This is a genomic window from Paenibacillus sp. LHD-117, assembly GCF_030929555.1.
GTDB lineage: Bacteria > Bacillota > Bacilli > Paenibacillales > Paenibacillaceae > Pristimantibacillus.
In genome coordinates, this window is sequence record NZ_JAVFVT010000012.1 from 68,865 (window position 1) to 95,768 (window position 26,904).

Sequence of the window (26,904 nt, forward strand, 5' to 3'; positions counted from 1 at the left end):
TACGGAGGAAAATGAGATGGATGGTTTGATTAAATACGCTGCTCAAGTGAAGCCTTCAGAACGACAGGTAGCTGTGCAGGAAATGGAGTTTTATTCTTTTATTCACTTTACGATCAACACGTACACGGATAAAGAATGGGGACATGGCGATGAAGACCCAGCTATCTTTAACCCTGTAGAATTTGATGCTAATCAGTGGGTAGATGCGTGCCGTGACTCCGGGATGAAGGGACTTATCCTTACTTGTAAACATCACGATGGATTCTGCTTATGGCCGAGCCAGTATACGGATCATTCAGTTAAGAGCAGCCCTTGGAAAAACGGTCAAGGGGATATTGTGAAGGAAGTCGCTGATGCCTGCCGCATCGGTGGAATGAAATTCGGAGTCTATTTGTCTCCATGGGATCGTCATGAGCAGTCTTACGGAGACTCCCCTAAGTACAATGAGTACTTTCTGAATCAGTTAAGAGAGCTGCTAACGAATTACGGAGATATTTTCTGTGTATGGTTCGACGGTGCTTGCGGAGAGGGTCCGAATGGTAAGCGGCAAGAGTACGATTGGGATGCTTACTATGCTCTAATTCATGAGCTGCAGCCGAATGCGGTTATCAATGTGTGTGGACCGGATATTCGGTGGTGTGGGAATGAGGCGGGCTATTGCCGGGAGTCTGAATGGAGTGTTGTACCGGCTTCCCTTCGCTCGAATGAGCAAATTCAAGAGAAATCGCAGCGGGTGGATGATGGCGAATTCGCTAAGCGATACGATTCAACGGATCGTGATCTTGGAAGCAGAGAGATCATTCGTAAGGAGCCTGAGCTAGTCTGGTACCCAGCGGAAGTGAATACATCGATCCGCCCAGGCTGGTTCTATCACGCTTCGGAAGATGATAAGGTTAAATCGCTGGAAGAGCTCCTTCAAGTGTATTACGGCTCTGTTGGCGGAAATGCGACCTTTCTGCTGAACTTACCGCCGGATAAGCGCGGCCTTATTCATGAGAATGACCGGGCTCGTCTGCACGAGTTGGGTGAAGCGATACGGAACACGTTCAGAACGAATCTGGTCGAAGGAGCTTCGGCTCGGGCATCGGAGACCCTGAGCGGTCATCATGTTAACTATATCTTTGACGGGAATCCTGATACCTACTGGTGTCCTGAAGAGGGGACGGAGCAGGTAACAATTGAAGTTGACCTGAAGGATGAGACAGAATTCAACCATGTTGTTCTGCAGGAGTATCGATATAGTCAACGGATCGAGAATTTCGAGCTGGAAGTTCAGCAGAATGGTGAATGGAAGCCGCTTTGGAGTGGAACTGTTGTTGGCTACAAGCGCATATGCCGTTTCGACAATGTGTCTTCACGGTATATTCGGCTTAAGATTACAGAATCCAGATGGTGTCCGACGATTTCAGCCTTTGAAGTGTACTGCGGATAATATAATAGATCAGAATGCTGAGGGGATGTCCCGGAAGATCTAAGATCTTCTGGGACGCCCCTTGTTTCTGTTGTTACGACACATTGCAAACAAATCTTTCCATCGTAATCACCGATGACCAGCAGGAATTTAACGTTTGCTGATTCCGATCCACACAATTACTTCCTTCTTTATGAAACATCTGCTACAAGGTCTCGTAATAAGGTATAATCATTTCGCATGAGCTACAATTAGAGGAGGAAATAACGTGGAACAAGGCATGAACGTGGTGTTAATGGAGAAAACCTCCACAGGCGAGCTGCGCAAAATCGAAGAGCGCGTATGGACGATGAATATGGTGGCTGCTCTTGAGCACGTCAATTATATCGTCGTCGGCGGCCGCGAATACGAAACGATCGAAGGACGGCTTAACGTGGATCTTGGCAGCCTAGAGCTTCTGCTTGTTCCGATGCAGTCTTGAAGATAACGATAGAGAACGTCAGAAGGAGGATGAGTGAATCTTGACTCACGATGATAAAAAACAACCGCAAGCCGCGGGTTCGCCGCGTTTGTTCACGCCCGACGGCAAACCGCTTAAGGTATTGTCGACCTCGCTTGGCATCGCGTTGCTTGCCAATGCCGTGCTCAGCACGGGCGTATCCGCCACAAGCGCAACGACGGGAAGCGGGCAGCCGAAGCTGGTCTCTTGGTCGACGGAAGAGGTGAAAGCCTACTTCGACGCCACGGTAGACTGGAGTCTCCCGATGCCTCCGCTGGAAGATGAGGAGGAGGATGAGCCCGTCGCGTCGAGCGGCGGAAGCAGCTCCCCGACGGTCATCCACCATTACGGATCCGGCTTCGGCTGGGACGATCTGCTTCTATACCATTTGTTATTCAATAACGGCGGCAGCTACTCGTCGTCCGGCTATTATAAGAATCGTCCGGCCTATTATTCGACTTCCAAAACCAGGTATACGCCGAAAACCTATACGAGCGACATGTTCCAGAACAAGCAGGTGGCAGGCACGTCGGTCAAACCGAAGACATCCAGCTCGACCGGCTCAGTCACTCGGAGATCGACCTCTTCGTCTCCCGGCGGGATCGGCGGCAATTCCAGCGGGCTTAGCTCATCCGGTTCCAAGAGCAGCGTTAGCTCATCCGGTTCAAATAGTAGCTCCGGCAGCAAGAGCAGCGGGTTCGGCGGATGACAAAACCTTCGTTCGAGATCGTCATGCAGCCGCATCCGGACCGGGGCAGCCGCATCGAAACTTTGAAGAAGCTTGGTTTCGGGTGGGCGGATATCGAAGACGAACAATATTGGATCGATCAGGTCGCCGCGCTCGACAGGGACGTGTACGAAGAGCTTCAGCACGCTTCGGTCACGCTGTGGCGGGTCTTCGACAAGGCGGTCCGATACATTCACGGCAATCACGGCCTATACGAATTGATCGGCATTCCGCCTATTTTATGGGAGATGGTGGACGGTACGCCCTTGCCGGAGCCCGGTCTGATTAGCCGCTACGCAAGATTCGACTTCGCGATCGACCAAGACAGCACCATCAAGCTGCTCGAGCTGAACGCGGATACGCCGACCGGCTACGTCGAAGCTTCGATCGTGACGCCGTGGTTATGCGAGGAAGCGGGGTTGTTCTCGCCGAATACCAGCATGAAGGAGCTGGTCGCGGCGGCTTGGGACATCGAACGGCCGGATACGGCGGTTTGCGTCGCCTATGGCGAACATATGGAAGATTCCGGAACGATCGAAGCGTTGGTCCGGCACAGCGGACTGGACGTAAAGTGCAGGGATTGCCTGGAGCTGTACGTGGATGACGGAGAGCTTAAGGACGGCGACGGCCGCGTCATTAAGCGGATGTTCGCTTTGTACCCCAAGGAATGGATGGCCGTGGACGAGGGTGGCGACGCGCTTGCCTACTCGGTGGAATCCGGCAATCTGACGCTGTTTAATTCGCCGCCGAGCATCTTGCTCCAGACGAAAGGTTTGATGGCCGTCGTATGGGGACTTTATGAGCTTGGTCAAGTATTCGACGAAGAAGAACGCAAGGCGATCGGCCAATATCTCCTTCCGACCTACAACAAACCCGTTTTCGACGGCAGCTACGTCTCCAAGTCGATGTTCGGGCGCGAGGGCGGTTCCGTGCGCATGTTCGACGACGCGGGAGGACTCGAACTGGAGGATCGGGATGGCTACGATACGAGCTTATTGTTCCCGACGGTCTACCAGAAGCGGGCGAAGCTGGCCCGCGTGAATACGTCGCGGGGAGAGCAGCATCTGCTAACCGGCATGTTCGTCATTAACGGGCAGCCCTGCGGGCTACTGGGGCGGGCAGGCGGGCCGATTACGGGGAACGCCAGCCATTTTATCGCGATAGGAGTGAAAAATAAATGAAAAAGTTACGCACACAGGAGAAGCGGCGGACTTCGAGACTGAAGCGGTTCAAACGGCTGATGATCGTTCCCGCGCTTGCGATCGCGCTTGTCCTCGCGGGCTGCTCTTCGAATACGCAATCCGTTTTCCATACCGATTCATCGACCGAAACGGCGAACGTTAGCGACACGTCCAGAGTGCCGTGGGATTACAAAATCGTCGAAGGAACGGTAGGCGACTTGATCGGAAGCGACATGACGGTGCTGCCCGACAATACGCTGATGCCTAACGACGGCAATTACGCGACCGGAGACAAGGTCTGGAGCTTGCAGTTCATGGACGCCGAGATGGTTACCGACGCGCAGAAGCGCAACGAGATCCGGTTGTCGGCTTGGCGAACGATCAAGACGTACAAGGACGAGAAGTCGGCCCAAGGCGATATGGACAACTTGAAACTGCTGCTGACGACGGAAGTCGATCTCGTCGGCGTTTACAAAACGGAATACAACGGGGAGACGCGCAACTTCGCCGTCGTCGAGCTGCCGTCCGGCAACCGGATGAAGCAGCCGATCGACGACAAACGGTACGACGCGCTCGCCAAACAGAAAACGGTGAACGTATATCTGGAAGAAGTGCATGACTTCGCGGATTACGATTTGGCATATGCAAAATTTCGGGGGTGGGCGAATTGACGGTCGTCATTAATATTATCGTAAGCGTCATCGTAATGATTGCTCTTCAATACATCGGCATGATCGTATTTAACTTCATTACGCCGTTCAAGGACATGGAAGAGCTCAAGAAAGGGAATGTCGCCGTTGGCCTCGCGCTTGGCGGCAAATTCATCTCGACGGCGATCATTCTCGGCGTCGCGGCGTACACGAACTCTTCGATTTGGTTCATGATGTTATGGTTCGCGATCGGGTATGTGTGCCTGATCGCCGCCTACCTCATCTTCGATTGGCTGACGCCGGGATTCAAAACGTCCGAGCAGCTTGTCAAAGGAAACGTCGCGGTAGGCGTCTTGCTTTTCTCGGTCTACCTCGGCTTCGCTTTCGCGATCAGCAGCTTGATCATCTAAAGGATGGCAACAGGAAAAAGCCCGGAATGCTCCGGGCTTTTTTATTTTCAGCATAAATTGTTCCGTCCGTTGAATTCCGCTCGTCAATGGTTACATAATAAGATAACGGAAAGGGAGGGGCTTATGCGTTATTACTATGAATTTATTGAACACCAGGATGATCTGCCGATCCGCCTGTTCGTTAACAGCGTCGCGCATATCCCGTTCCACTGGCATAAGGAAATCGAGATCATTTACGTATTGCAAGGCTCCGTTTCCGTCCACGTCGACCAACGGCAATACGAACTCGGACAAGACGGCATTATCGTCCTGAACAGCATGTCCGTCCACCAAATCGAGCGGACGCATCAAGACAATGTACTGCTTACGCTGCAGTTCGGCTCGGAGCTGCTCGGCGATAACGTTGTCATCGATTGCATTTCCATCGGCCAATCGGATCACAACCGAGAGGCCTTCGACCTCGTGAGGCGTGAGCTGGCACGGATGGCTTGGGAAGCAAGCAAGAAAGCGCCCGGCTACCGGAGCTTTTCGATGGGGAGTCTCCAGACGCTGGCGGGGCAACTTCTGCGCTATTTTCCAGGCGGCTATAACGATCAGGCCCATTCGGACGCTATGACTTACGATTATAAACGGCTTAATCGTGTGCTTCGGTACGTGGACATGAACTATAGCCAGAAAATCACTCTTCAAACGATAGCCGATCAGGAGCATTTGAGCCTGCATTATTTCTCCCATTTTTTCAGCGACAAAATCGGCATACCGTTCCAGAAGTATCTGACCTCCATCCGATTGGAGAAGGCTGCTTCCGCGCTTGCGGACTCAGGTAAAAACATGACGCAAATCGCGCTCGACTGCGGCTTCGCAAACGTAAAGCTGTTCAATAAATATTTTAAGGAGAAGTTCGGGTGCACGCCAAGCGCTTACCGGGAAGCCTCGACAAAGCCGAAAGAAGCCGATCCGCGCCGATTGCCGTTCACCTACGATGAATCGTCAAGCGGCAACTATTACGTGATGGATACGATCCAAGCAATGGAGTCGCTGTATCGTTATCTTCGCCCTGATGAGAGCTCCGGCGACGTCCGCGGTGATGAAATTCCGGGGGATATGCACCATACTGTCATCCTCTCCATGGACGCATCCAACCCGGGAACGGCGTTTACGCCGCACTGGAATCGCGTGACGACAGCAGGGAGGGCGGCGGAAGGCCTTCGCTCGGATTGGAGGGAGCAGCTGACGGAACTGCAACGGAAGCTTGGTTTTCGTTTTATTCGGTTCCACGGCATCTTCAATGACGAAATGATGGTTTACAGGGAAGACGATCAAGGAAATCCGCTCTATAACTGGACTTATGTGGACAATCTCTATGATTTTTTGTTGGGAGAAGGCATTCGCCCATTCGTGGAGCTTGGCTTTATGCCGACGGCACTAAGGCGCTCCAACGAAACGATCTTTTGGTGGAAGGCCAACATCTCTCCACCGTCGGATCAGGCCAAGTGGAACGCGCTGGTCCGTGCGTTCGTCGCTCATTGCGCGAACCGGTACGGCATGGAGGAAGTACGCGGTTGGCGGTTCGAGGTGTGGAACGAGCCCGATCTGGCGGGGGTTTGCTGGGCGGGAACCAAAGAAGAATATTTTACTTTTTACGAGGAGACGGCAAGGGCGATCAAGTCGGTGGATGAACGCCTCAAGGTAGGCGGCCCGGCGCTTGGCTACGGTTCGTTGTGGAACGACGATTGGGCGGAGCAGTTCATGTCCTATTGCAGGCATCGTGCCGTGCCGCTCGATTTCTTTTCCTTCCATGTCTACTCGGAATACCCGCATTCAAAGGAGGAAACCGATAAGCTCAGCACGATCATGCCGCCTTCCTTCTTCAGAGACAGCGTGCTTCGCCTTCGCTCGATCATCGGCAAGGATGAGAACCCAGGACTTGAGTTGAATATGACGGAGTGGAACTTTTCGCTGTATGATCGAAACCTGCTGCATGACACCATGTTTATGGCTCCGTTCGTCATTTTTCACGCGCTCGAGACATCGGGCATGGTGGATGCCATCGCCTTCTGGTCGTTTACCGATGTGTTCGAAGAGAGCTTCGTCCCGTCTTCACCGTTCTACGGGGGCTTTGGTCTGATCAATCGCAACGGGCTCAAGAAACCCGGCTATTATGCGTTTGAGCTGCTCGGCAAGTTAGGCAACCGCATTTTGGCGCAAGGGGAAGGTTACATCGCGACCCGGAGCGAGGACGGCGGCATACAACTGCTGTTATACCACTATGTGCATGTCGACAAGCTGTTCGCGAGCGGGGATTGGACGGGCCTGTCGGAGCTAAGCAGGTACTCCGTCTTCGAGGAGAAGGGCCCTAGGGCATTCCGGATCTCGCTGGGCGGCATGGATAGAAGCTATCGGATGACCAGCTACCGCTTGGACCGGGATCACGGCTCCGTGTTCGACGAGTGGGTGCGCATGGGCGCCCCGGAGCATCCGTCTGAGGCGGAGCTGGACTATTTGCGCGGCAGGAGCGGCCCTGAAATCCGCGTTGAACGGGTCGATGCGCAAGGAACCTACGAGCTGTCGTGCATCCTGCAACCCCATGGGATTGCCTTGTTCACTTTCGATCCATATTATGGCTAAGCCAACACCCCTAACCTATAGGGGTGTTTTTTGCTGTATGGGGAAAACGGTCGGCTGTCATACTAAATTCGATTGAGGCAAGACCGCAAAATACAATCCCGCTTAGGGCAAATAAGAACAAGAAAGCGTTATCATCCGCAGCTATACTGAGAGTACGATCCTTTACCCCACATCAAAACATAGGAGGAATAAAGATGGAACGTCTGATGAATTGGATGACGGAGAAATTCGCACCGAGACTAGAGACCTTCACCAAGAATGTGTGGGTTGACTCCATTCAGGAAGCCATCATGGTTACGCTGCCGATGATCTTTATCGGTTCGCTAATAACACTGGTGTCTATATTAAAAGATTTTGTGCCGGGAATGCCCGACTTGACCCCAATCACAACGTTCAGCTTTGGCCTGCTCGGCATATTTATTTCGTTTCTAACGCCGTATATGGTCATGCAAAAGAAGGAACGCCACAAGATCAAGCTAATCGCCGGTTTTACGGGCTTGTCGCTGTTTCTGATGCTGCTGAATCCAAGCTTCGGCGAAGACGGCACGATTCAATTCGTGCTGGAGCGTTTTGGCCCGGCTGGAATGATTACCGCCCTTCTTGTGGGTATTGTTGTAGCTGTCGTCATGAATTTATTCAACAAGTTCTCCTTCTTCAAAAAAGATACGAAGCTGCCTGAATTTATCGTGGACTGGTTCGATTTCCTGGTGCCGATCGCTTTAATCCTGCTGGCGGGCTGGGTGCTGATCTATCAGTTGCATTTTGATATTTTTGCGCTGATCATTAACATTTTCGAACCGCTGAACACCATCAGCCAAACGCTCGCGGGTTTTGTGCTGTTCAACTTCGTCGGAGTTCTGCTGTTTTCATTTGGCGTCAGCCCATGGGTCACGGCTCCGATCTTCTATGCGATCTGGTTTCCCGCTATCGAAGAGAACGCGGCCCTTGTGGCCAAAGGTCTTGATCCGATCAACATCAACACGTTCGAAACCTTTTTTTCCGGTTGGGTGGGCGTAGGCGGTTTGGGCGCGACGCTGCCGCTTGTCATCTTGTTTCTGTTCGCCAAGTCCAGGAAGCTCAGTTCTATTGGCAAAACGACGATTGTGCCTTCGCTGTTCAACATTAACGAACCGATCGTCTACGGGGCGCCGATTGCGTTTAACCCGATTTTGATGGTGCCGATGTGGATCAACGGAATCGTAACGCCTATTATCGTATATTTGGCGCTGGACTGGGGACTTGCCGATATCCCAAGCCAATTGTTCCAGCTGTGGTACACGCCGGTAGGCATTTCGACGTATATCGTGTCCGGATTAAACGGAGTGCTTTTGCTCGCGTTTGTCCTGATCTTGATGTTCATCGTTTGGTTCCCGTTTTATAAGGTCTACGACATGCAAGAGTACAAGAAAGAACAAGCCGGTCGCTAACGCGTAACAAACTGGCACAACCAGAAGAGGAGTGGGAGAGATGAAACGCATATCGGATAACATCTTGAAAGACATGACGCTGGAAGAAAAAGCGGGGTTATGCGCAGGCTTGAATATGTGGATGACCAAAGGGATCGATAGGCTGGGCGTGCCGGCGATCCATATGTACGACGGAACCAACGGTATCCGCAAAACGAACAGCGACGAGGAGATGGGCATCACGGGCGAAAATATGCCGGCGACCTGCTACCCGACCGGATCCGCCATCGGTTCGTCGTGGAACACGGAGCTGCTGCAGGAAATCGGCGTCGCGCTCGGGGAAGAGGGCAGGGCGATGGGCGTGGAGCTTCTTCTCGGACCCGGGATCAACATGAAGCGAACGCCGCTTGGGGGCCGTAACTTCGAATATTATTCAGAAGATCCGTGCCTGTCCGGCGAACTCGGCGCCGCTTTCGTGAACGGGCTGCAAGCGCAAGGCGTCGGCGCTTCGGTGAAGCATTTCGCTTGCAATAATCAGGAGTACGAAAAAATGGTAACAAGCTCCGAAGTCGACGAGAGGACGCTTCGCGAAATTTACCTGAGTGCCTTCGAGCGAATCGTCAAGAAGGCCAACCCGTGGACCATTATGTGCTCTTATAATCTATTGAACGGAAGCTATGCCAGTGAGAATGAGCATTTGCTGAATGACATCTTGCGCGAAGAGTGGGGATACGACGGCGTCGTTCTGTCGGATTGGACCGCCGTCAACGACCGGATTCGCGGTCTGAACGCGGGCTTGGATCTCGAGATGCCAGGCCCGGCCGAATATAACGCCAAGGCAATCGTCAATGCGGTGAAGAGCGGTACGCTCCAAGAGTCGAAGCTTGACGCATCGGTGCGGCGCATTCTGGAATTGGTTCGCAAGACGACGGAGGAAGTCGGCGATCGACCGACGGCCGACCGGGATTATCACGAGCTGGCAAGAAAGGCGGCTGCGGAAAGCATCGTTCTGCTAAAGAACGATAACCGGATTCTTCCTATCGACAGGGAAATCGTCTCTTCCATTGCGGTTATTGGCCGATTCGCGAAGCAGCCCCGCATACAAGGGGCAGGCAGCGCCAAAGTTACGCCGACTCACATCGACATTCCGTTCGACGAAATCCTCTCGCTCGCCGGAAGAGAAATTACAGTCTCGTATGGTGAAGGTTATCCTACGGATGACAAAATTGATGACTTGCTGATCGAGGAGAGCGCTAAGCTCGCGGCGGATGCGGATTTGGCCATTCTGTTCGTCGGACAACCTGAATATGCGGAGTCCGAGATGCATGACCTCGCTGGTATCGACTTGCCACTTCATCAAGTAAAGCTGATTCAAGCCGTCGCGGCCGTTCAGCCGAGATGCATCGTCGTAACGAGCAGCGGCACGGCGATGGTGATGCGTCCATGGGTTCAGCATGTGCCGGGTGTCATCCATTCTTGGTTAACCGGACAAGGCAGCGGCAAGGCAATCGCTGACATCTTGTTCGGAGCAACGAATCCGTCGGGCAAGCTGTCCGAGACATTCCCTGTGAAGCTATCGGACAACCCTTCGTATATGCGCATCAGAGGCGAGAACGGCAAGCTGTATTATCGCGAAGGGCTGTTCGTCGGCTACAGATATTACGACAAGAAGGAGCTGGCTCCGCAGTTCCCGTTCGGGCATGGGCTGTCTTACACGACGTTCTCCTATTCCGGAATGAAGGCCGTCCAGAGCGGACGGGGTGGCATCGTTACGTTCAACGTCCAGAACACGGGAGCCATGTTCGGACAAGAAGTCGTCCAGCTTTACGTTCATGACGAAGAATGCAAGTGGATCCGTCCCGACCAGGAGCTGAAGGCATTCGCGAAAATCGCTTTGGCACCGGGGGAGACGAAAGAAGTTCGTTTTGAACTCGAGGAGAGAGACTTTGCTTATTACAATACGAAGCGGGGCAAATGGACTGCGGAAACAGGCTACTTCCAGCTTGTCGCCGGCAGCTCGTCCCGGGATATTCGTCTTCGCGAGCGGCTTTATTGCGATTTCGGCCAAGAGGATATTTCGTTCCATAAATTCAGCTTGTTGAACGATTGGGTCGGCGATCCCGCAGCCCGGACCGTGCTGGAGCGCAGTCTGGAAGAGATGAATAAGCATGTCACGGAGAAGGTGGAGCTGAACGACGAGTTTATCGGCTTTTGGGGCGACTTTCCCGTCATCAAGATATTCCAAATGTTCGGCCAAACCTGGTTGAAAGACATGACACCTGACGAGGTTACGGAAGAACTGATTCGTACGTACGAACAGATGCGGATCGAATAACGGTTGGTCGCGCAATGCGGAGAAACTAAAATAAGCGCGGTTCCTTCTTGGGAAGGGACTGCGCTTATTTTTTGTTTCATGCGGTTGGTTTCCCTTGCAGCACCTCGACGTCCGCCGGAAGCACATCTTCGCCTTCGTAAATCATAAAACGACCTTCCATCCACTCGACGCGCAGCAGCTTCCGGTCATCCGACTGGTATCGCCAGACGGATTGTTCGCCGCCTTGCATGAACGGCGACTTGCCGGCGGTCGTCACATATTCGGCATAATGCTCTTCCATATGGAACATGCGGCCGTCCAGCTCCAGCTTCATCGGCACTTCCGTAATCGTGTCCAGCCTGCCGTCGATGGGGGAGAACAACGAGTATTCGTTATTCTCCCTCTCCTCGATAAGCAAGTAGCGCAGCTCCGCTCCGTCTTGCAGCGTCAGCATCGTCGTGCGGCGTCGGCTGTTCATCACGCGGCCGATGACCTGGTACGTGACGAGAGAGACCTCGCACACGTCTCCAGGACCGGTAGCCAGAATGCTTCGCTGCACAATTGGCGGTTCGGGGCGTTTCATAATGCCTTTAATGCGCTTGAATAGGCTCATATCGTCATCGGATCCTTAGTTTTTGTCGTATTGCTTCAGTAGGGCGGCGAGCTCGTCTTCGACGGCTTTGTTTTTGCCGAGGTTCGCGAACTCGTCGTCAAGGGACTTGCCTTTGGACGCGGCCAGATCGTTGCTTGCTTCCGCCATCGCTTCGGCTTGCAGCATTTTCTCTTCCATTCGCTTCATGCCGGCGGCAGCGGTGCTAGTTCCGAAGCCCGACATGACTTTGTTGATTTCCGTCTGCGTCTTCGCTGCTTGGTAACGAGCCACAAGCGTGTCGCGTTTGTTCTTCATGTCTTCGAGCTGCTTGCGCATCTCGTCGAGCTTGCCGCGAAGATTGTTCGCGAGCAATTGGTTTTCGGCGAACGCCTCCTTATACTCGACAACCTTCTTCTCGACGGCTTGTTTGTCTTCCAGCACGCGGCGGGCAAGGTCGACGTTGCCTTCTTGCACGGCGATGTGCGCCTGCTCGGAACGTTTCTGGAACAGCTCTTCTTGATCTTCGTATAGTTTCTTGAACTTCTTCTCCAGGGCAATCTGGGATGCGACGGCCTTCTCGGCGTCTTGCAGATCTTCGGTCATGTCACGGATGTATTGGTCGGTCAGCTTGATCGGATCTTCGGCTTTCTCGATCAGGGCGTATACGTTGGAGAGGGTCAGGTCGCGCAATCTTTTGAACAAGGACATGTGATTACCTCCATTTGTTTGTTGCAAAGATGAGTTCTAATACGTAAATTCAGTATAATACGTTTCAATCCATCGACGGGAGGAGTCAAATATGTTATTTCTTCGTCTATTGTCCGCCAGACTGCTGCGGATCAGCCATGCTGCGATCGCCGCGACCGTCATTCTGTTCGCCGTGTTCGGGGCCACGTTCGCGCTCCTGATCGAGCCGGAAACGTTCGGCACATGGTTCAACGCGTTTTATTGGGTGCTCACGACGATGGCGACGGTGGGCTACGGCGATTATTTCGCGGTCACCCAGCTGGGCAAGGCGTTCACGATTTTCCTATACATCTTCGGCATCGGCCTGCTCAGCCTTGTCATCGGCAAAATCATCGATTCGTTCGCCATACTCAAGCAGAAGAGAGGAGCTGGGGAGTTGTCCTATCAAGGTTATGGCCACATCGTCATTATTAACTGGAGCAAAAAAGCGCAAACCGCGGTGGAGGAAATTTTGTCTCATTCACCGAAAACGGACATCGTGATCATCGACGACGGCATCGGGAAACATCCGATGGAGCATCTGCATCAAGTTCACTTCGTGAAAGGCGATCCGTCCGAGGACGAAATCTTGGAGCGGGCGGCGATCGGCAAAGCGCGTTCCGCCATTATTTTCGCGGATATGCGCATCGACGAAGGTTCGCTCATCGACGGCAAGTCGCTGCTCATCACGTCCAGCATCGAACGAATGGCCCACCACGTCCATACGACGGTCGAGATCGTTCACGAGAAACATATTCGCAACTTCAAGCATGCGGAAGTGAACGAATTCGTGCTCACCCACGACGCGATATCGCATTTGGCCGTCCGATCGGCCATGCAAGAGGGGAACACGGATCTGCTGCGTCAGCTCATGAGCAGGCAGGACAACGACGATATTTACGAGGTTCCGCGGCATCCTTCTTGGAAGACGTACGGGGACGCGTTCAAGGCGCTGCTCGAGCAAGGCGCGACCTTGATCGCAGACCGGAGCGACATGGGCATCAATCGGAAGCTGTCCTCGCCGATCCCGGGGGACGCGCGGCTGTTTATGATTTGCGACAAGGCGACTTATGAACGTTTGGCTGCCCATTAAAGAGGGTAATAAGAAGAGCAAGCTTGCGTCTTTTGGAGGCGTGGGCATGCTCTTCTTTTTTTGCGGCGAGGGGGCGAGAGAACGGATGCGAATCATGCGCGGCCGATCAGGAAATAGTAGGTATGGACAAGGAGGGAGTACGATGACGCTAACGCCGGAGCAGCGCATTCAGCTGCATGGCTTCAATAACTTGACCAAATCGCTTAGTTTCAACATGTACGACATCTGTTTTACGAAAACCCGGGAAGAGCGGGAAGCGTACATCGCTTATATTGACGAGCAATACAATTCGGACAGGCTGACCTCGATCCTGAAGCATGTGTCGGACATCATCGGCGCGCATGTGCTCAATATCGCGAAACAGGATTACGTGCCGCAAGGCGCCAGCGTGACGATTCTGGTTTCCGAGGGGCCGATCGTGGAGGTGCCGCAGGAATCATTCGAAGAGTCGCCGGGTCCGCTGCCGTCGACGGTCGTCATGGCGTTGGACAAAAGCCACATTACTGTTCACACCTATCCCGAGTACCATCCGGACGAAGGCATCAGCACGTTCCGCGCGGACATCGACGTATCGACCTGCGGAGAGATTTCGCCGCTGAAGGCGCTTAATTATTTGATCCATTCCTTCGACACGGACATCATGATGATTGATTACAAGGTCCGGGGTTTCACGCGCGACATTAACGGGAACAAGCTGTTTATCGACCATGACATCAACTCGATCCAGAACTACATACCCGACGAGCAGAGCAAGCTGTTCGACATGATCGACGTGAATATTTACCAGGAGAATTTGTTCCACACGAAGTGCCGGCTTAAGCAGTTCGACTTGAACAACTATTTGTTCGGCTACACGAAAGACACGTTGTCCAAAGAAGAGCAGGAGCAAATCACGTTCCGCCTGAAAACGGAAATGGACGAGATTTTCTACCACATCGAAAGTTGAGGTTACTTGAACACCAAGTAACCGAGACTTTCGATTGGCGACAAATCCTACCGCTGAAGCGCGGTCGCTCATCGTCGAATGGCTTCGATAAGGGATTTGTCACCACATGCTTTCGATTGGCGATAATCCCTACCTTTAAGCGCGGTCGCTCATCGTCGAGTTTCTTCGATAGGGGATTTGTCACCACAGACTTTCGATTGGCGATAATCCCTACCTTTAAGCGCGGTCGCTCATCGTCGAGTTTCTTCGATAAAGGGATTCTCACCACAAACTTTCGATTGGCGATAATCCCTACCTTTAAGCGCGGTCGCTCATCGTCGAATGGCTTCGAACATCAGAAAGGAGCAATTTCCATGTCCAACTCTTCAAACAAAAAGCAGGTATTCCCGCCGCAGAACCAGTCGCGGCAGCCAGGCATCGAATCGGAGATGAATCCTCTGCCGGTATTCGATAGTCCGGATTACAAGGCCGCAGGCAAGCTAGCGGGCAAAGTCGCGATCATTACCGGCGGCGACAGCGGCATCGGACGCGCCGTATCCGTCGCTTACGCGAAGGAAGGGGCGTCGCTCTGCATCGTGTACAAGGACGAGCACGGGGACGCCAAGCTGACGGAGGAGATCGTGACTGGACTTGGCGCCCGCTGTATCCTGCTGCCCGGCGATATCGGCGACGAATCGTTCGCCAAGGAGGTCGTGAAGGCGACGATCAAGGAATTCGGCAAGCTGGACATCGTGGTCAATAACGCGGCCGAGCAGCATGTGCGGCAGAAGCTGGAGGACATTACGGCGGAGCAGCTGCACGCGACATTCCGGACGAACGTGTTCGCGATGTTTTATTTGACGATCGCGGCGATGCCGCATTTGAAAGTGTCAAGCTCCATCATTAACACCGCGTCGATCACGGCGTACAAAGGAAACCCGACGCTCATCGACTATTCGTCGACGAAGGGCGCGATTGTATCGTTCACCCGCGCGCTAGCGGCGAACGTCGCTGCCCAGGGCATCCGCGTGAACGGCGTTGCGCCGGGGCCGATCTGGACGCCGCTGATCCCGGCATCGTTCGATCCGCAAGCGGTGTCCACATTCGGCTCCGACACGCCGATGGGACGCGCCGGCCAGCCGCATGAGCTGGCGGCGGCTTACGTTTACTTGGCATGCGACGACTCCAGCTACATGACGGGCCAGATGCTGCACATTAACGGCGGCGAAATCGTGAACGGCTAACAAACTTCAAGCGTGTTGAAGCTGCAAGTAAGAGATGCGTACTTGCAGCTTTTTCGTGCACGCGTGAACCGCGCTATAGTTCCGTTTCGCGTACCTGCAGCAGGTAACGAGCGTGTGAGCCGTGCTGCAGGTCCGTTTCGCGTACCTGCAGCAGGTAACGAACGCGTGAACGGTGCTGGTCCGTTTCGCGTACCTGCAGCAGGTAACGAGCGTGTGAGCCATGCTGCAGGTCTGTTTCGCGTACCTGCAGCAGGTAACAGGGGAGTGAACCGCGCTGCAGGTTCGTCTCACGTATCTGTAGCAGGTAACGAGAATGTGGTCCGCGAGGCGAATCTAAATGACTCCGGAGAGCCGGTTCGGCGGAAATAGGTACGCGAGGCGAATCTAATTTGCTCCGGAGAGGCTCATCTACGAGAACAAGTAGATGCACATGTCCCAACGCTTACAAGAAGCCATGCTTCTTGGCGTAGTTGCCCCAGTGAGGGCGTCGGCCGTCGACATCCTCGTGACCGTACATATCCGACAACGTCCAGCTTGGCATTACTTTGCCGGCGTAGGCAGCGTAGGCCGGATCCGCCGCAAGAGCGGCGAGTCCGCGGCCGATGAAAAACGGTGTTTCCGACTGGGCGAAATGTTCCGCGTCCTTAATTCCGCTCGAGACGGCGTCCTGCCAGTTGCTTTCCGCTACGCGGAAATGCTCCAGCATCTCTTCGGAGCGGAGGAAGCCGGGCGTCGCCGCAACCGCCGTCACGCCATGCGGACGAAGCTCTTCTGCCATCGACTCCGCCAGGTGGATCGGCGATATTTTGGCCAGGCTGTAGAAGAGGTTGCCCCGATAGCGGTAGTCGATGCCGTCGGTGACCTCGATGATCAAACCGCCTCGTCTCGCGACCATGAGCGGCGCGCCGTAGTAACTCGTGATCATATGGGCTTTCACCGCACGTTCTTGCACGAGCAGGCCGTTCGGCAGCGAATGCTCCCAGAACGGCGTCCCCCATTCCACCAGCTTTTCGCCACCCCAAATGTTGTTGGCCAGCACGTCAAGCTGCCCGTCCTGTTCCTCGCGAATTCTCGCGAATAACGCTTCCACCTCTGCCGGAACGGTATGATCCGTGCGGACGGGAATGCCGATGCCTCCCGCCGAGTCGACCATCGCCGCCGTTTCCTGGATCGTCTCGCTGCGGTTCAAATCCGAAGGTCCTCCCGTCACGCTTCTGCCCGTGCAATAAACCGTCGCTCCGGCCGCACCCAAGCCTACCGCGATTCCTCTGCCTGCTCCCCGCGTCGCTCCTGCGACAACCGCTACTTTCCCTTGCAATGGTTTCATGTGATCTCTTCCTTCCGGTATTTGTTTTATTGAATACCCCAATTGTAATCGACCATATATGACAACCTCTGTCATAATTAAAAGGATATAATAGTCCGTAGCCGAACATATAACTGGCAAAGGAGGCGGAGCATGCGGGCAAGCCGGTTGGTGTCTATCGTATTATGGCTTCAAAATCAAGGGAAAATGTCGGCACGCCAGCTAGCCGAGCAGCTGGAGGTGTCGGAGCGGACGATTCTCCGGGACATGGAGGAGCTCAGCGCTTCGGGCGTGCCGGTCTACGCGGAGCGTGGGAAGGAAGGCGGCTGGCAGCTGTCGGAAGGGTACCGCACCAGCTTGACGGGCATGCATTCGGATGAGCTTGCCGCGCTGCTCGTCTCCAGCCGGCCGGAACTGCTGAGCGACCTCGGCCAGGAGAAGCAACTGGAGGCCGCGCTTCAGAAGCTGCTCGCGGCGACCACCGATTCCGCAAGGAACAGCGCCGATGCCGTCAGGCGGAAGCTGCATATCGACGGCGCGGGTTGGCATGCGAACCGACAGCCGAAAGAACGGACGCCTTGTTTGGCAGCCGTACAGGAAACGGTATGGGAAGAGAAGGCGCTGCGTATTACCTACGAGAGGGATGGCGCGGAGAAAACCCGCGTCGTTCACCCACTCGGTCTCGTGGCGAAACGCAGCGTCTGGTATCTCGTCGCGAAGACGGAGGACGATGGGCTGCGCACGTTTCGGGTATCGCGGCTGCTGCGTGCCGAGCCGCTCCCGGAGACGTTTATTCCTCCGCGCGATTTCGATTTGGCCGCTTATTGGGATTCCTCGCTCGAGCAATTCCGCGACAGGCTGCCTAAGTATCCCGCCAAGCTCAGGCTTCGTTCGGACACGCTGGCACGGCTGGCATCGGAGCGTTTCGCGACGGTGCTGGGAAGCACCAAGGAAGAGGGCGGAGAGGGATGGCTGCATGCGGACGTGGCGTTCGAAACGCTCGAATCGGCCTGCGAGATTATTCTTGGTCTCGGGGCGCGCGCGGAAGCACTGGAGCCGCCGGACCTTAGGCGGCGCGTGAAGGATGAAATCGAAACCGCGAGAATGTTATACTTGTAAGTGTCCGGCGTCCTTATAGTGCGTGTTCAAAAAGTCCGGTTTCCCTCTTAAAGGACGCCATTCGAAATGCCATTAATTCTTGAGGAGATGTAACTACATATGACAACGACATTGCAAGCGAATTTCGAAAAATATGCCGAGCTGATCGTTCGCACGGGCGTCAACGTTCAGAAGGGGCAAGAAGTATTCATGGCGGGCGCATCGATTGAGATGGCGGAGCTCGTCCGCGCCATCGCGGCCAAAGCGTACGAAGCCGGTGCTTCCAACGTCCACGTGGACTGGGTGGACGACTCGCTATCCAGGCTCAAATACGAGAAAGCCGACGAGGCGATTTTCGCCAGCTTCCCGGTATTCGAGACGATGAAACGGAACCACTTCGTCGAACGCAACGCCGTGTTTATTTCCTTGGTGGCTTCCAGCCCGGATCTGCTGAAGGGCATCCCGTCGAGTCGCATCTCGGCGTTCCAGAAGGCATCCGGCGAAGGGCTGAAGGAATTCCGCAAAGCGATTCAGTCCGACAAGGTGAGCTGGACGGTCGTAGCGGGCGCGGGCAAGAAATGGGCGAAGAAGGTATTCCCGGACGTATCCGAAGCGGAAGCGGTCGACAAGCTATGGAACGCGATCTTCGATTCCGTGCGCCTGCATGATGCCGATCCGGTCGCGGCATGGGTCAAGCATAACGAAACGCTGCATGAGAAGGCGGAAGTGCTGAACGCGAACCGGTTCCGCAAGCTTCGCTACACCGCTCCGGGCACGGACCTGACGGTGGAGCTTCACGAGAAACATATTTGGGTCGCGGCGGGCAGCACGAACCAGAACGGCTTCTCCTTCATGGCGAACATGCCGACGGAGGAAGTGTTCACGGTGCCGCTAAAGTCCGGTACGAACGGCTATGTGTCCAGCACGAAGCCGCTCAGCTACGGAGGCAACATCATCGACCGTTTCAAGCTGACGTTCGAGAACGGACGGATCGTGAATGCGGAGGCCGAAGAGGGCGAGGAAATTCTTCAGAAGCTGGTCGAGATCGACGAAGGCAGCCATTACCTCGGCGAAGTCGCATTGGTGCCGCATCAATCTCCGATCTCAGAATCGGGCGTTCTGTTCTACAATACGTTGTTCGACGAGAACGCCTCGAACCACTTGGCGATCGGCAGCGGTTACGCCTTCAACGTGGAAGGCGGCAAAACGATGTCTTCGGAGGAGCTCGAAGCGCATGGCGTTAACTCAAGCATTACGCATAACGACTTTATGATCGGCTCCGCCGAGATGGATATCGACGGGATTAAGGATGACGGAACGGTCGTGCCTGTATTCCGCGGCGGCAACTGGGCGATCTGATCGAAATCCGCTGGACGGGAGGGGCTTAAGCCATGCCGGATTGGTCGTATCAGACTTTGTTTCGCCCTCTGCTCTTCCGTCTCCCGTCACGGATGAGCCGAGCGTTCACGCTTGGCGCGATGGGTGCCATTAGCCGCATGCCGGCCGGTTCCTTCGTCATCCGAACGCTGGGGCACATGGAACCTTCGCCGCTGCTGAACAGAAGCTTCTACGGCATGGAGCTTGGGACGCCGATCGGACTTTCTGGAGGCGTCGATCCGAGCGGAACCGCGCAGCGGGCATTGTCGCAATTCGGCTTCGGGTTCGTCGAGGTCGGGCCCGTCACGGTTCGGCCGCTCGTCTGCGACGAACCGATCGGCAACGATCCGGCAGCCGAGACGATCCGGTATCCCTCCTATTACGAGAATGCGGGTGCGGACGCGATCGCCGAACGGATGCGTAAACCGGGGCATAAGCTTCCGCAGTTCGCGCGTATCGCGCCGATGCCCGGCTCGTCGCCGGACGAATCGTTGGAGGAGCTTCGGCTTCTGATGCGTCGGCTTGGCGATGCCGGAGCGGCCGGTTTTTTCGTCGACGTTGCGTCCGGGGGAAGACCATGGGACGAAGTGCTTGCCATATTAACCCGGCTGTCTTGTCAACGCGCGGACACCAGCAAGGATGTCGCCCCGTTGCCGATGCTTCTTTACATGCCGCTTTGGTTATCCGAGGATCGGGCAAGGGCGTTTCTGAGTGGCGCGGAAGACCGATGGTGGAGCGGCGTGGTCGTTGGGGAAGCTTGGCGGGAGGAGTCCTCGGAACATGGGAAGGAGTCCGGTCGTCCGGCTAGGGGCGAACTATCGGCTGCGTCTGCTCAACAGGAAGGGCAATCGGAGAACGATTGCCGCGATTTTCCCATAACGGTAGGCGCAGCCGGATTCGCCCCCGCTCTTCGGTTGGTTTCGCTCATCCGAGAGACGTACGGAGCTTCGATGCCGATCATCGCGGGAGCGGGGGCGCATGAGCCTTATCACGCTTTGCTGCTGCGACAAGCGGGCGCGGACTTCATCCAGCTGCATAGCGGACTCGTTTATTCGGGACCCGGCTTGCCGAAGCGGATGAACGAAGCCGTCATCTACGAGACGGTTCGCGGCGAAGCGGAGCCGAAACCGCCGTCGTTCTGGCGCAATTGGGGCTGGATGTGCCTGCTGGGGATCGGCATGATCATCGGGGGCGCGTTGGCCTGGTGGATCGGCGCGACCAAAGTGCTGCTCTCATACGATCTCGATTTCCTCGGCATGACGAAAAGCGAGATCTTCCGCGTGAATCCGCATTTGCTTCATTTTATGGCGCATGACCGGATTACGCTTGCGGGTACGATGATTTCCATCGGCATTCTCTATTACTCACTGGCCCGGTACGGACTCCGCGACGGGCAGCATTGGGCGCGAACGGCGCTCGCGACGTCCGGCATCGTCGGCTTCTCCAGCTTTTTTCTTTATCTAGGCTACGGCTACTTCGATCCGCTCCATGCGACGGCCGCAGCCGTTCTGCTCCCGATGTTCATCCTGTCGATGAGGGGGCATGCGGACAGGCCGGACCGGAAGCCGGTCAACCTCCGCAATGATGCCGTATGGCGACGGGCCATGTGGGGGCAGCTGTGTCTGGTTGTGCTGGGCTTCGCGCTGGCCGTCGGCGGCTTGACCATCGCGGGAGTCGGCATCACGGACGTCTTCGTGAAGACGGATCTGCTTTTCCTTCGCACGACGCCCGAAACGATCAATCAAGCCAACCCGAAGCTGATCTCCTTGATCGCGCACGACAGGGCGGGCTTCGGAGGCGCGCTGTTATGCGACGCGCTTGCGATCCTCATCGCCGCGCTTTGGGGAATCGGGCAAGGCCGGCGATGGCTGTGGTGGACGCTGCTGCTCGGCGGCATTCCCGGCTTCTATGCGGGATTCAGCGTGCATTACCGGATCGGCTACACGAGCCTGCTTCACTTGTCGCCCGCCATCTTCGCCGTCCTGCTGTTCATCGCGGGGTTGATTCTGCTCTATCCCTATATGATAACCAAACAAAGGCCTATGCGACGCCATGTCGGATAGGCCTTATTTTCGATCAATTCAAGATCCCCGAGCTTACAAAATCGATCTGGAACTCGGTTGTGATTCGGATTTTCGGGTATACGGATTTCCATTCCGAGTCCCTCCAGTCCGAATCCTTCCATAGTTTCGGATGGGACACCCTGACTCGCCTTCCGATACCGAGGGCGTCGCAGCGGGCCGCTTTTATTTTGCCCGCGACCTGCGCTGCTTGCTTCTGCAAGGCGTTCGATAGTTCGGCGCGAAGCTGCTCCATGCTGGCTTCCACGTCGCCAGTGAGCGGGTAACTCTCGATATATCCCCTTTCAGTTTGATCTGAATGTTGCAGTCGATCTCGCCGGTTGCCTCATCTATGCGAATCTCCATTTTGTTGGCCGCCTTTATCACCTCGAAGGCCAAGGAATGTGTCGTGTGCTGGAGCGGGATGTCAAGTACGGTCGTTTTGTTCATCTTGCCCATCATAAGCAAGAGAAGCTTGCTGTCGACTTGCTGCAATTCAACCCCGGAGAACTTGACGCCGTCCATCAGCGCAACGCTGTCGATGAGGATGCGACCGTTCGACTTCTTATTTATGATCGGAATAACGACGTCCGATCCGGGGTCCAATAATTCCGTCCACAACGTATAGAGGGTCTGCTCGGGGGTAATCGTCGCGAATTGAGCCCCTTGAATCATTTGCATAATATCGAAGGCAATCGGGCTCCCCGACGGCGTCTTCCCAACGGTCAACATGTCGGAAGCTTTACCTTTCGATACCGGACAAAGGTATCCCCGAGTCCTTCTTTAGACCGGAAAGGCCCGAACGGCGAGAAGTAGGGCATGCCGAACATTTCCAGCTTGCACAGATGAATGAAAATGAACATGAGCATAATGGATATGCCAAAAAATCCGAACAGGGTTGCCGCTAGAATCGTCGTGAATCCCAACACCCTTAGGCTTGTCCCAAATTCGTTGATCGGCGTGACGAACGAGGAGATTGCCGTGAGACCGATGACGACGATCATGGTATGGGAGATGAGATGCGTCTCCACGATAGCCGTCCCGATCACGAGGCCTCCGACGACCCCGATCGTCTGCGCGATGGACGAATGAAGCCGAATGGCGGCTTCCTTCAGCAATTCGAGGATGACCTGCATCGTGATGGCTTCCATGATCGGCGGGAACGGCACGTACGTGATGGCTACCTTGACGGAATACAGAATGCCGATCGGGAGCACCTCGGAGTGGAACGACACGATCGCGATATAAATCGCCGGCAAGCTGATGGCGAACACGAAGCTGATCATTCGAATGATCCGGTTAAAGGTTCCGATAATCCATCGGTTATTATAATCGTCCGGTGACTGGTAAAACGCGAAAAACGTGATGGGCAGCAGCAGCGCGGTCGGGTTGCCTTCGACTAGAACCGCGATTTTGCCATCCATGATGTAGGATTCGCATCGATCCGGTCTTTCCGTTTGCATCGTCTGGGGGAAGGGGGAGAAGGGATGCTCCTCGAGAAATTCGGCGATGTTGCCCGTGGAATACAGATGCTCCCCAGGGAATTCGGCAAGTCTTCGCTCGCATTCGGCGACAACCTCAAGGTCGGCGAGATTCTCCATGTAGACAAGCGCAATCTTCGTCTTCGTCAACTTGCCCAAGCTCAGGAACGTTACTTTCAGCTTCGGGTGGCGTATGCGGTTTCGAAGCTGGAAGATATTCACGTTCAGTTGTTCCACGAAGCCGTCATGCGGACCTAGCGTCACCTGCTCCCCTTTGGGCTCAATAATGTTACGCCATTGCGTTTGTGCGGCATTGATCAATTGAACGGAATCATCCTGCTCCGTCAGCAGCGCGCAGTACCCTTCAAGAAGCGCCTTTCCGATCTCGACGATGTCCGAGGACTGGACCACTTCGATGGGCGACACGGTCGTATCGACGAATTCGGCATCCGCCTCGTGAACGCGATCGAAGATTTGGAACTGGATCAGCTCGTCTTTGACAAGCGATTCCAGATAAACCAGCATGCCTTGCGATTGATTCCAGTGTATAGGCAGAACCTTAAGGTCGCCCGTATGGGAGAAATGCGCCTCGATCCGCGCGACGTTCCGAGTCAAATTTTCGGATGCCGTCAAATTTGCCATTCCTTCACCCCCGTTCTTTATGCCATGTAGTATTCGCTAAGGTTGGCCTCCGCATCCATTTTCTAGCGGTTCCCCCAAATGCCTATATGACATTTGTCATATAGGTTTCTTGACGTTTATGACTGTCTGTCATGACGCTTAATTACCTACAATAGAGTTATAACTGTTATTGACGCGAATTGCGGCCTTCTCTGGGCGCAAGCAGCGTCACCCGAGGAGGAAGCCAGCATGACGGAACCGAAGCAAGCACAATTGAAGAAAAGCGTTGCCCCTTTCGAAAAAAACGACTTGAAAGTCAGCGTGCGGCAGCTCGCCAATACGTTGCTCCCTCTGATCGTGTTATGGGCCGCAGCCTATTACAGCTTAAACATATCCTACTGGCTTACGCTTGGCATCGGCGTCATCGCTTCGGCGTTCGTCGTGCGGACGTTCATTATTTTCCACGATTGCTGTCACGGTTCGTTCTTCGGCAGCAAACGGGCGAATGATATCCTTGGCATCATTACGGGAGTCATTACGCTCGTGCCGTACCAGCAATGGAAAAACGCGCACGCGATTCACCACGCGACCAGCAGCAACCTGGACAAACGCGGCGTCGGCGATCTGTGGATCCTGACGGTCGACGAATATGCGGCATTGACGCCGCTGAACAAACTGGCGTATCGCGCCTATCGCAACCCGCTCGTCATGTTCGGGTTAGGTCCGATCTTCGTGTTCGTCCTGCAATACCGCTTCAACCGCAAGAGCGCCCGCCGCAAGGAAAAACTGAATACCTATCTGATGAACGCGCTTATCGTCGGCGTATACGCCCTGATGGGCTGGGCGCTCGGCTGGCAGGCATTCCTGATGGTGCAGGGCCCGATCTTCTACCTGTCCGGCGTGCTAGGCATCTGGCTATTCTACGTGCAGCATCAGTTCGAGGAGTCCTACTTCGAGAAGGACGATGAATGGAGCTACGTGAAAGCGGCCGTCGAAGGAAGCTCCTACTACAAGCTGCCGAAGCTCTTGCAATGGCTGACCGGCAATATCGGCTTCCACCATGTGCATCACCTCAGCCCGAAGGTGCCGAATTATTACTTGGAAGACGCGCATGAAGCGACGCCTCCGCTGCAGAAGGCAACGACGATCACGATTCTTCAAAGCTTGGAGTCGCTCCGGTTCCGCCTGTGGGACGAGAGAGACAAACGGTTCGTCAGCTTCAGGGACGTGAAGGATCGGATCGGCAATCGCCGTGCGCGGACTTCGTCGGCTCGGAGCACGAAGCGGGCCGGTTAGCGGGAGAGATTGCACGAGCGGGACGCAATGACTAGAATATAGGTATTACAAGCAAAAGGACGGACGGCCGAATGAACAAATGGCATCAAATTTTCAGTCGCAGCACCGGGCTTAGCCCGTACGTTTGGGTCGTCTTCTGCATCCTGCCGTTCTACTTTATATTCCGCTCGTCGTCGACGCCGGAGGTCGTGTCCGGCATCGTCATGATCATTTTGTTTTTTGTCTGTTACCGGCTGTCCTTTGTGTCCAAAGGATGGCTCGTTTATTTCTGGACGAGCGTTCAAATTCTGATCTCGATCGCGATGACGGTGCTGTTCAGTTACGTCTACTTTTCGATCTTCCTGGCTTTTTTTATCGGGAATATCCAGAACAGGGCAGGTTTCTTCACCCTGTACGCTATCCATCTGATCAGTACGTTCATCACGGTCAATTACGGGCTCGTCACGCAAAACAAGCTCTTTTTCACCCAGTTTCCTTTTATTCTCATTAGTCTGATCGTCGTTATTCTGCTTCCCTTCAACACGTACAACCAGAAAAAGCAAGGCCAGCTGGAAGGCCAGCTGGAGGACGCCAACAAACGGATCGGGGAGCTCGTGAAGCTGGAGGAGCGGCAGCGGATTTCGCGGGATCTGCATGATACGCTTGGCCAGAAGCTGTCGCTCATCGGTCTCAAAAGCGATCTTGCCGGCAAGCTCGTTCACCAGGATCCGGACCGAGCGCATGCGGAGATGTTGGACGTACAGCAGACGGCGCGCACCGCGCTCAAGGAAGTGCGCGAGATGGTGACGCAGATGCGGGGCACGCGCCTCGACGAAGAGGTGCATCGCGTCGGCCAGATTCTGTCCGCGGCCGGCATCGAGCTTAGCTTGCAAGGCGACCCTAAGCTGACGAACACGACGCTGCTTGCGGAGAACGTGCTCAGCATGTGCCTGAAGGAAGCGGTGACGAACGTGGTGAAGCACAGCCGTGCCGCGCATTGCGGCATCACGATCGCGTCGACGGATACCGAGCTTGCCGTATCGGTTCGGGATGACGGCGTAGGCATGGCGGTGAAGCCCGGGTATTACCGGGGGAACGGCCTGCGGGGGATGAAGGAGAGACTGGAATTCGTGAACGGCAGCCTGGATATCACGTCTGAGACGGGAACGCAAGTAACGTTCCGCGTACCTCACGCCGTGAAGCAACCCATGAAGGAGCTGAGTCCATGATCAAAATCGTCATAGCGGAAGATCAAAGGCTGCTTCTCGGGGCTTTGGCTTCCCTGCTGGATTTGGAAGAAGACATGACCGTCGTCGGCCGCGCCGGTAACGGAGAAGAAGCGATTCGGCTCGTGGAGCTGCATCAGCCGGATATTTGCATCATGGATATCGAGATGCCTTCGAAGAGCGGGCTGGAAGCGGCCGAGGAATTGAAGGGCTGCTGCAAGGTGATCATCCTGACGACCTTCGCGCGAGCCGGCTATTTCGAACGGGCCCTGAAAGCGGGCGTCAGCGCTTATCTGCTCAAGGATAGCCCGAGCGAGGAGCTCGCCAGCTCCATTCGCAACGTGATGGCGGGCAAACGCATTTACGCCTCGGAGCTGATGGACGAAGCATATGGCGGAGGCCTCGATAACCCGCTGACGGAGCGGGAAAAGGAAGTGCTTGGCCTTGTCGCCGACGGCAAAAATACGAAGGAAATCGCCACCGAGCTGTTCCTGACGACGGGCACCGTGCGGAATTATATCTCCGTCATTCTCGATAAGCTCGGCGTCAGCAACCGAATAGAAGCGATCACGCGATTCAAAGAGAAGGGCTGGTTCAAGTGACCGGCTCTTTTTTTATTGGGTTTCCTTGAAACCGGGCAAAACGAACGCGACG

24 protein-coding genes are annotated in these 26,904 nt (G+C 54.9%); 18 read left to right on the plus strand and 6 right to left on the minus strand.

Going from position 1 to position 26,904, the window contains the following annotated elements; genetic code table 11:
- Positions 1-16: 16 nt before the first annotated feature.
- The 9 genes from RB620_RS11300 to RB620_RS11340 all read left to right on the plus strand — a co-directional run bounded on the left by RB620_RS11300 (position 17) and on the right by RB620_RS11340 (position 11,247).
- Complete coding sequence (locus RB620_RS11300; protein WP_308094357.1) at positions 17-1,432, plus strand: alpha-L-fucosidase; 1,416 nt, start codon at positions 17-19, stop codon at positions 1,430-1,432.
- 247 nt (positions 1,433-1,679) lie between these two features.
- Positions 1,680-1,892 carry a hypothetical protein gene (locus tag RB620_RS11305; protein WP_308094359.1) on the plus strand — a complete coding sequence of 71 codons (213 nt, stop codon included), beginning with the start codon at positions 1,680-1,682 and terminating at the stop codon, positions 1,890-1,892.
- Positions 1,893-1,932: 40 nt separating this feature from the next.
- Positions 1,933-2,619 carry a hypothetical protein gene (locus RB620_RS11310; RefSeq protein WP_308094361.1) on the plus strand — a complete coding sequence of 229 codons (687 nt, stop codon included), beginning with the start codon at positions 1,933-1,935 and terminating at the stop codon, positions 2,617-2,619.
- Entirely contained in the window at positions 2,616-3,818 is a 1,203-nt protein-coding gene (locus tag RB620_RS11315) for a glutathionylspermidine synthase family protein (protein ID WP_308094363.1), read from the plus strand. Before RB620_RS11310 ends, RB620_RS11315 begins: the two co-directional genes overlap by 4 nt.
- Complete coding sequence (locus RB620_RS11320; RefSeq protein ID WP_374121396.1) at positions 3,815-4,489, plus strand: signal peptide protein; 675 nt, start codon at positions 3,815-3,817, stop codon at positions 4,487-4,489. The genes RB620_RS11315 and RB620_RS11320 overlap by 4 nt, the downstream gene beginning before the upstream one ends.
- Positions 4,486-4,878 (plus strand): DUF350 domain-containing protein, encoded by a 393-nt coding sequence (locus tag RB620_RS11325; RefSeq protein WP_308094364.1) that lies wholly within the window; start codon positions 4,486-4,488, stop codon positions 4,876-4,878. Before RB620_RS11320 ends, RB620_RS11325 begins: the two co-directional genes overlap by 4 nt.
- Positions 4,879-5,001: 123 nt before the next feature.
- On the plus strand, positions 5,002-7,506 hold the full coding sequence (locus RB620_RS11330; protein WP_308094366.1) for a GH39 family glycosyl hydrolase: 2,505 nt from the start codon (positions 5,002-5,004) through the stop codon (positions 7,504-7,506).
- A gap of 194 nt (positions 7,507-7,700) precedes the next feature.
- The gene (locus tag RB620_RS11335; protein ID WP_308094367.1) at positions 7,701-8,933 is read left to right on the plus strand and encodes a PTS sugar transporter subunit IIC; all 1,233 of its coding nucleotides are present in this window, start codon (positions 7,701-7,703) and stop codon (positions 8,931-8,933) included.
- Positions 8,934-8,973: 40 nt separating this feature from the next.
- Complete coding sequence (locus tag RB620_RS11340; RefSeq protein WP_308094369.1) at positions 8,974-11,247, plus strand: beta-glucosidase; 2,274 nt, start codon at positions 8,974-8,976, stop codon at positions 11,245-11,247.
- Positions 11,248-11,323: 76 nt separating this feature from the next.
- Here the strand turns inward: RB620_RS11340 and RB620_RS11345 are convergent, their stop codons facing one another.
- Together RB620_RS11345 and RB620_RS11350 are read right to left on the minus strand one after the other, a co-directional pair.
- Positions 11,324-11,839, minus strand: coding sequence for a DUF4178 domain-containing protein (locus tag RB620_RS11345; protein WP_308094371.1), 516 nt, complete (start codon positions 11,837-11,839; stop codon positions 11,324-11,326).
- A gap of 15 nt (positions 11,840-11,854) precedes the next feature.
- The gene (locus RB620_RS11350) at positions 11,855-12,526 is read right to left on the minus strand and encodes a PspA/IM30 family protein (protein WP_308094373.1); all 672 of its coding nucleotides are present in this window, start codon (positions 12,524-12,526) and stop codon (positions 11,855-11,857) included.
- A 91-nt stretch (positions 12,527-12,617) separates the two neighbouring features.
- Between RB620_RS11350 and RB620_RS11355 the strand changes: the two genes are divergently transcribed.
- From RB620_RS11355 to RB620_RS11365, 3 genes are all read left to right on the plus strand, one after another.
- Positions 12,618-13,637, plus strand: a complete 1,020-nt coding sequence (locus tag RB620_RS11355; RefSeq protein WP_308094375.1) for a potassium channel family protein — start codon at positions 12,618-12,620, stop codon at positions 13,635-13,637.
- Between the two features lie 142 nt (positions 13,638-13,779).
- Positions 13,780-14,583, plus strand: a complete 804-nt coding sequence (speD, locus tag RB620_RS11360) for an adenosylmethionine decarboxylase (protein WP_308094377.1) — start codon at positions 13,780-13,782, stop codon at positions 14,581-14,583.
- A 353-nt stretch (positions 14,584-14,936) separates the two neighbouring features.
- Positions 14,937-15,806 (plus strand): SDR family oxidoreductase, encoded by an 870-nt coding sequence (locus RB620_RS11365; RefSeq protein WP_308094378.1) that lies wholly within the window; start codon positions 14,937-14,939, stop codon positions 15,804-15,806.
- A gap of 442 nt (positions 15,807-16,248) precedes the next feature.
- Here RB620_RS11365 and RB620_RS11370 read toward each other — a convergent pair whose 3' ends face one another.
- Positions 16,249-17,133, minus strand: a complete 885-nt coding sequence (locus RB620_RS11370; protein WP_308094380.1) for an SDR family oxidoreductase — start codon at positions 17,131-17,133, stop codon at positions 16,249-16,251.
- A 132-nt stretch (positions 17,134-17,265) separates the two neighbouring features.
- Here RB620_RS11370 and RB620_RS11375 point away from each other — a divergent pair, with 132 nt between their 5' ends.
- The 3 genes from RB620_RS11375 to RB620_RS11385 all read left to right on the plus strand — a co-directional run bounded on the left by RB620_RS11375 (position 17,266) and on the right by RB620_RS11385 (position 21,650).
- Positions 17,266-18,231 (plus strand): helix-turn-helix transcriptional regulator, encoded by a 966-nt coding sequence (locus RB620_RS11375; RefSeq protein ID WP_308094381.1) that lies wholly within the window; start codon positions 17,266-17,268, stop codon positions 18,229-18,231.
- A gap of 99 nt (positions 18,232-18,330) precedes the next feature.
- Positions 18,331-19,569: an aminopeptidase gene (locus RB620_RS11380; RefSeq protein ID WP_308094383.1), complete on the plus strand. Its 1,239-nt coding sequence runs from the start codon at positions 18,331-18,333 to the stop codon at positions 19,567-19,569.
- A gap of 32 nt (positions 19,570-19,601) precedes the next feature.
- A complete protein-coding gene (locus RB620_RS11385) occupies positions 19,602-21,650 on the plus strand; it encodes a dihydroorotate dehydrogenase (RefSeq protein WP_308094385.1) in 2,049 nt (682 codons plus the stop codon).
- Positions 21,651-21,663: 13 nt separating this feature from the next.
- On the opposite strand, the gene RB620_RS30330 is transcribed toward RB620_RS11385, so the two are convergent.
- Genes RB620_RS30330 through RB620_RS11395 form a run of 3 tightly spaced genes read right to left on the minus strand, consistent with a single transcriptional unit; the run spans position 21,664 to position 23,770 of the window.
- Positions 21,664-21,903, minus strand: coding sequence for a Ger(x)C family spore germination C-terminal domain-containing protein (locus RB620_RS30330; protein ID WP_374121397.1), 240 nt, complete (start codon positions 21,901-21,903; stop codon positions 21,664-21,666).
- Positions 21,834-22,379 carry a Ger(x)C family spore germination C-terminal domain-containing protein gene (locus RB620_RS11390; RefSeq protein ID WP_308094387.1) on the minus strand — a complete coding sequence of 182 codons (546 nt, stop codon included), beginning with the start codon at positions 22,377-22,379 and terminating at the stop codon, positions 21,834-21,836. Before RB620_RS11390 ends, RB620_RS30330 begins: the two co-directional genes overlap by 70 nt.
- A complete protein-coding gene (locus RB620_RS11395; RefSeq protein ID WP_308094389.1) occupies positions 22,373-23,770 on the minus strand; it encodes a spore germination protein in 1,398 nt (465 codons plus the stop codon). The genes RB620_RS11390 and RB620_RS11395 overlap by 7 nt, the downstream gene beginning before the upstream one ends.
- 228 nt (positions 23,771-23,998) lie before the next feature.
- Here RB620_RS11395 and desA point away from each other — a divergent pair, with 228 nt between their 5' ends.
- The 3 genes from desA to RB620_RS11410 all read left to right on the plus strand — a co-directional run bounded on the left by desA (position 23,999) and on the right by RB620_RS11410 (position 26,852).
- On the plus strand, positions 23,999-25,045 hold the full coding sequence (gene desA / locus RB620_RS11400; protein WP_308094390.1) for a Delta(5) desaturase DesA: 1,047 nt from the start codon (positions 23,999-24,001) through the stop codon (positions 25,043-25,045).
- Positions 25,046-25,116: 71 nt separating this feature from the next.
- Complete coding sequence (locus RB620_RS11405) at positions 25,117-26,253, plus strand: histidine kinase (protein ID WP_308094392.1); 1,137 nt, start codon at positions 25,117-25,119, stop codon at positions 26,251-26,253.
- On the plus strand, positions 26,250-26,852 hold the full coding sequence (locus RB620_RS11410; RefSeq protein ID WP_308094394.1) for a response regulator: 603 nt from the start codon (positions 26,250-26,252) through the stop codon (positions 26,850-26,852). Before RB620_RS11405 ends, RB620_RS11410 begins: the two co-directional genes overlap by 4 nt.
- Positions 26,853-26,904 lie beyond the last annotated feature (52 nt).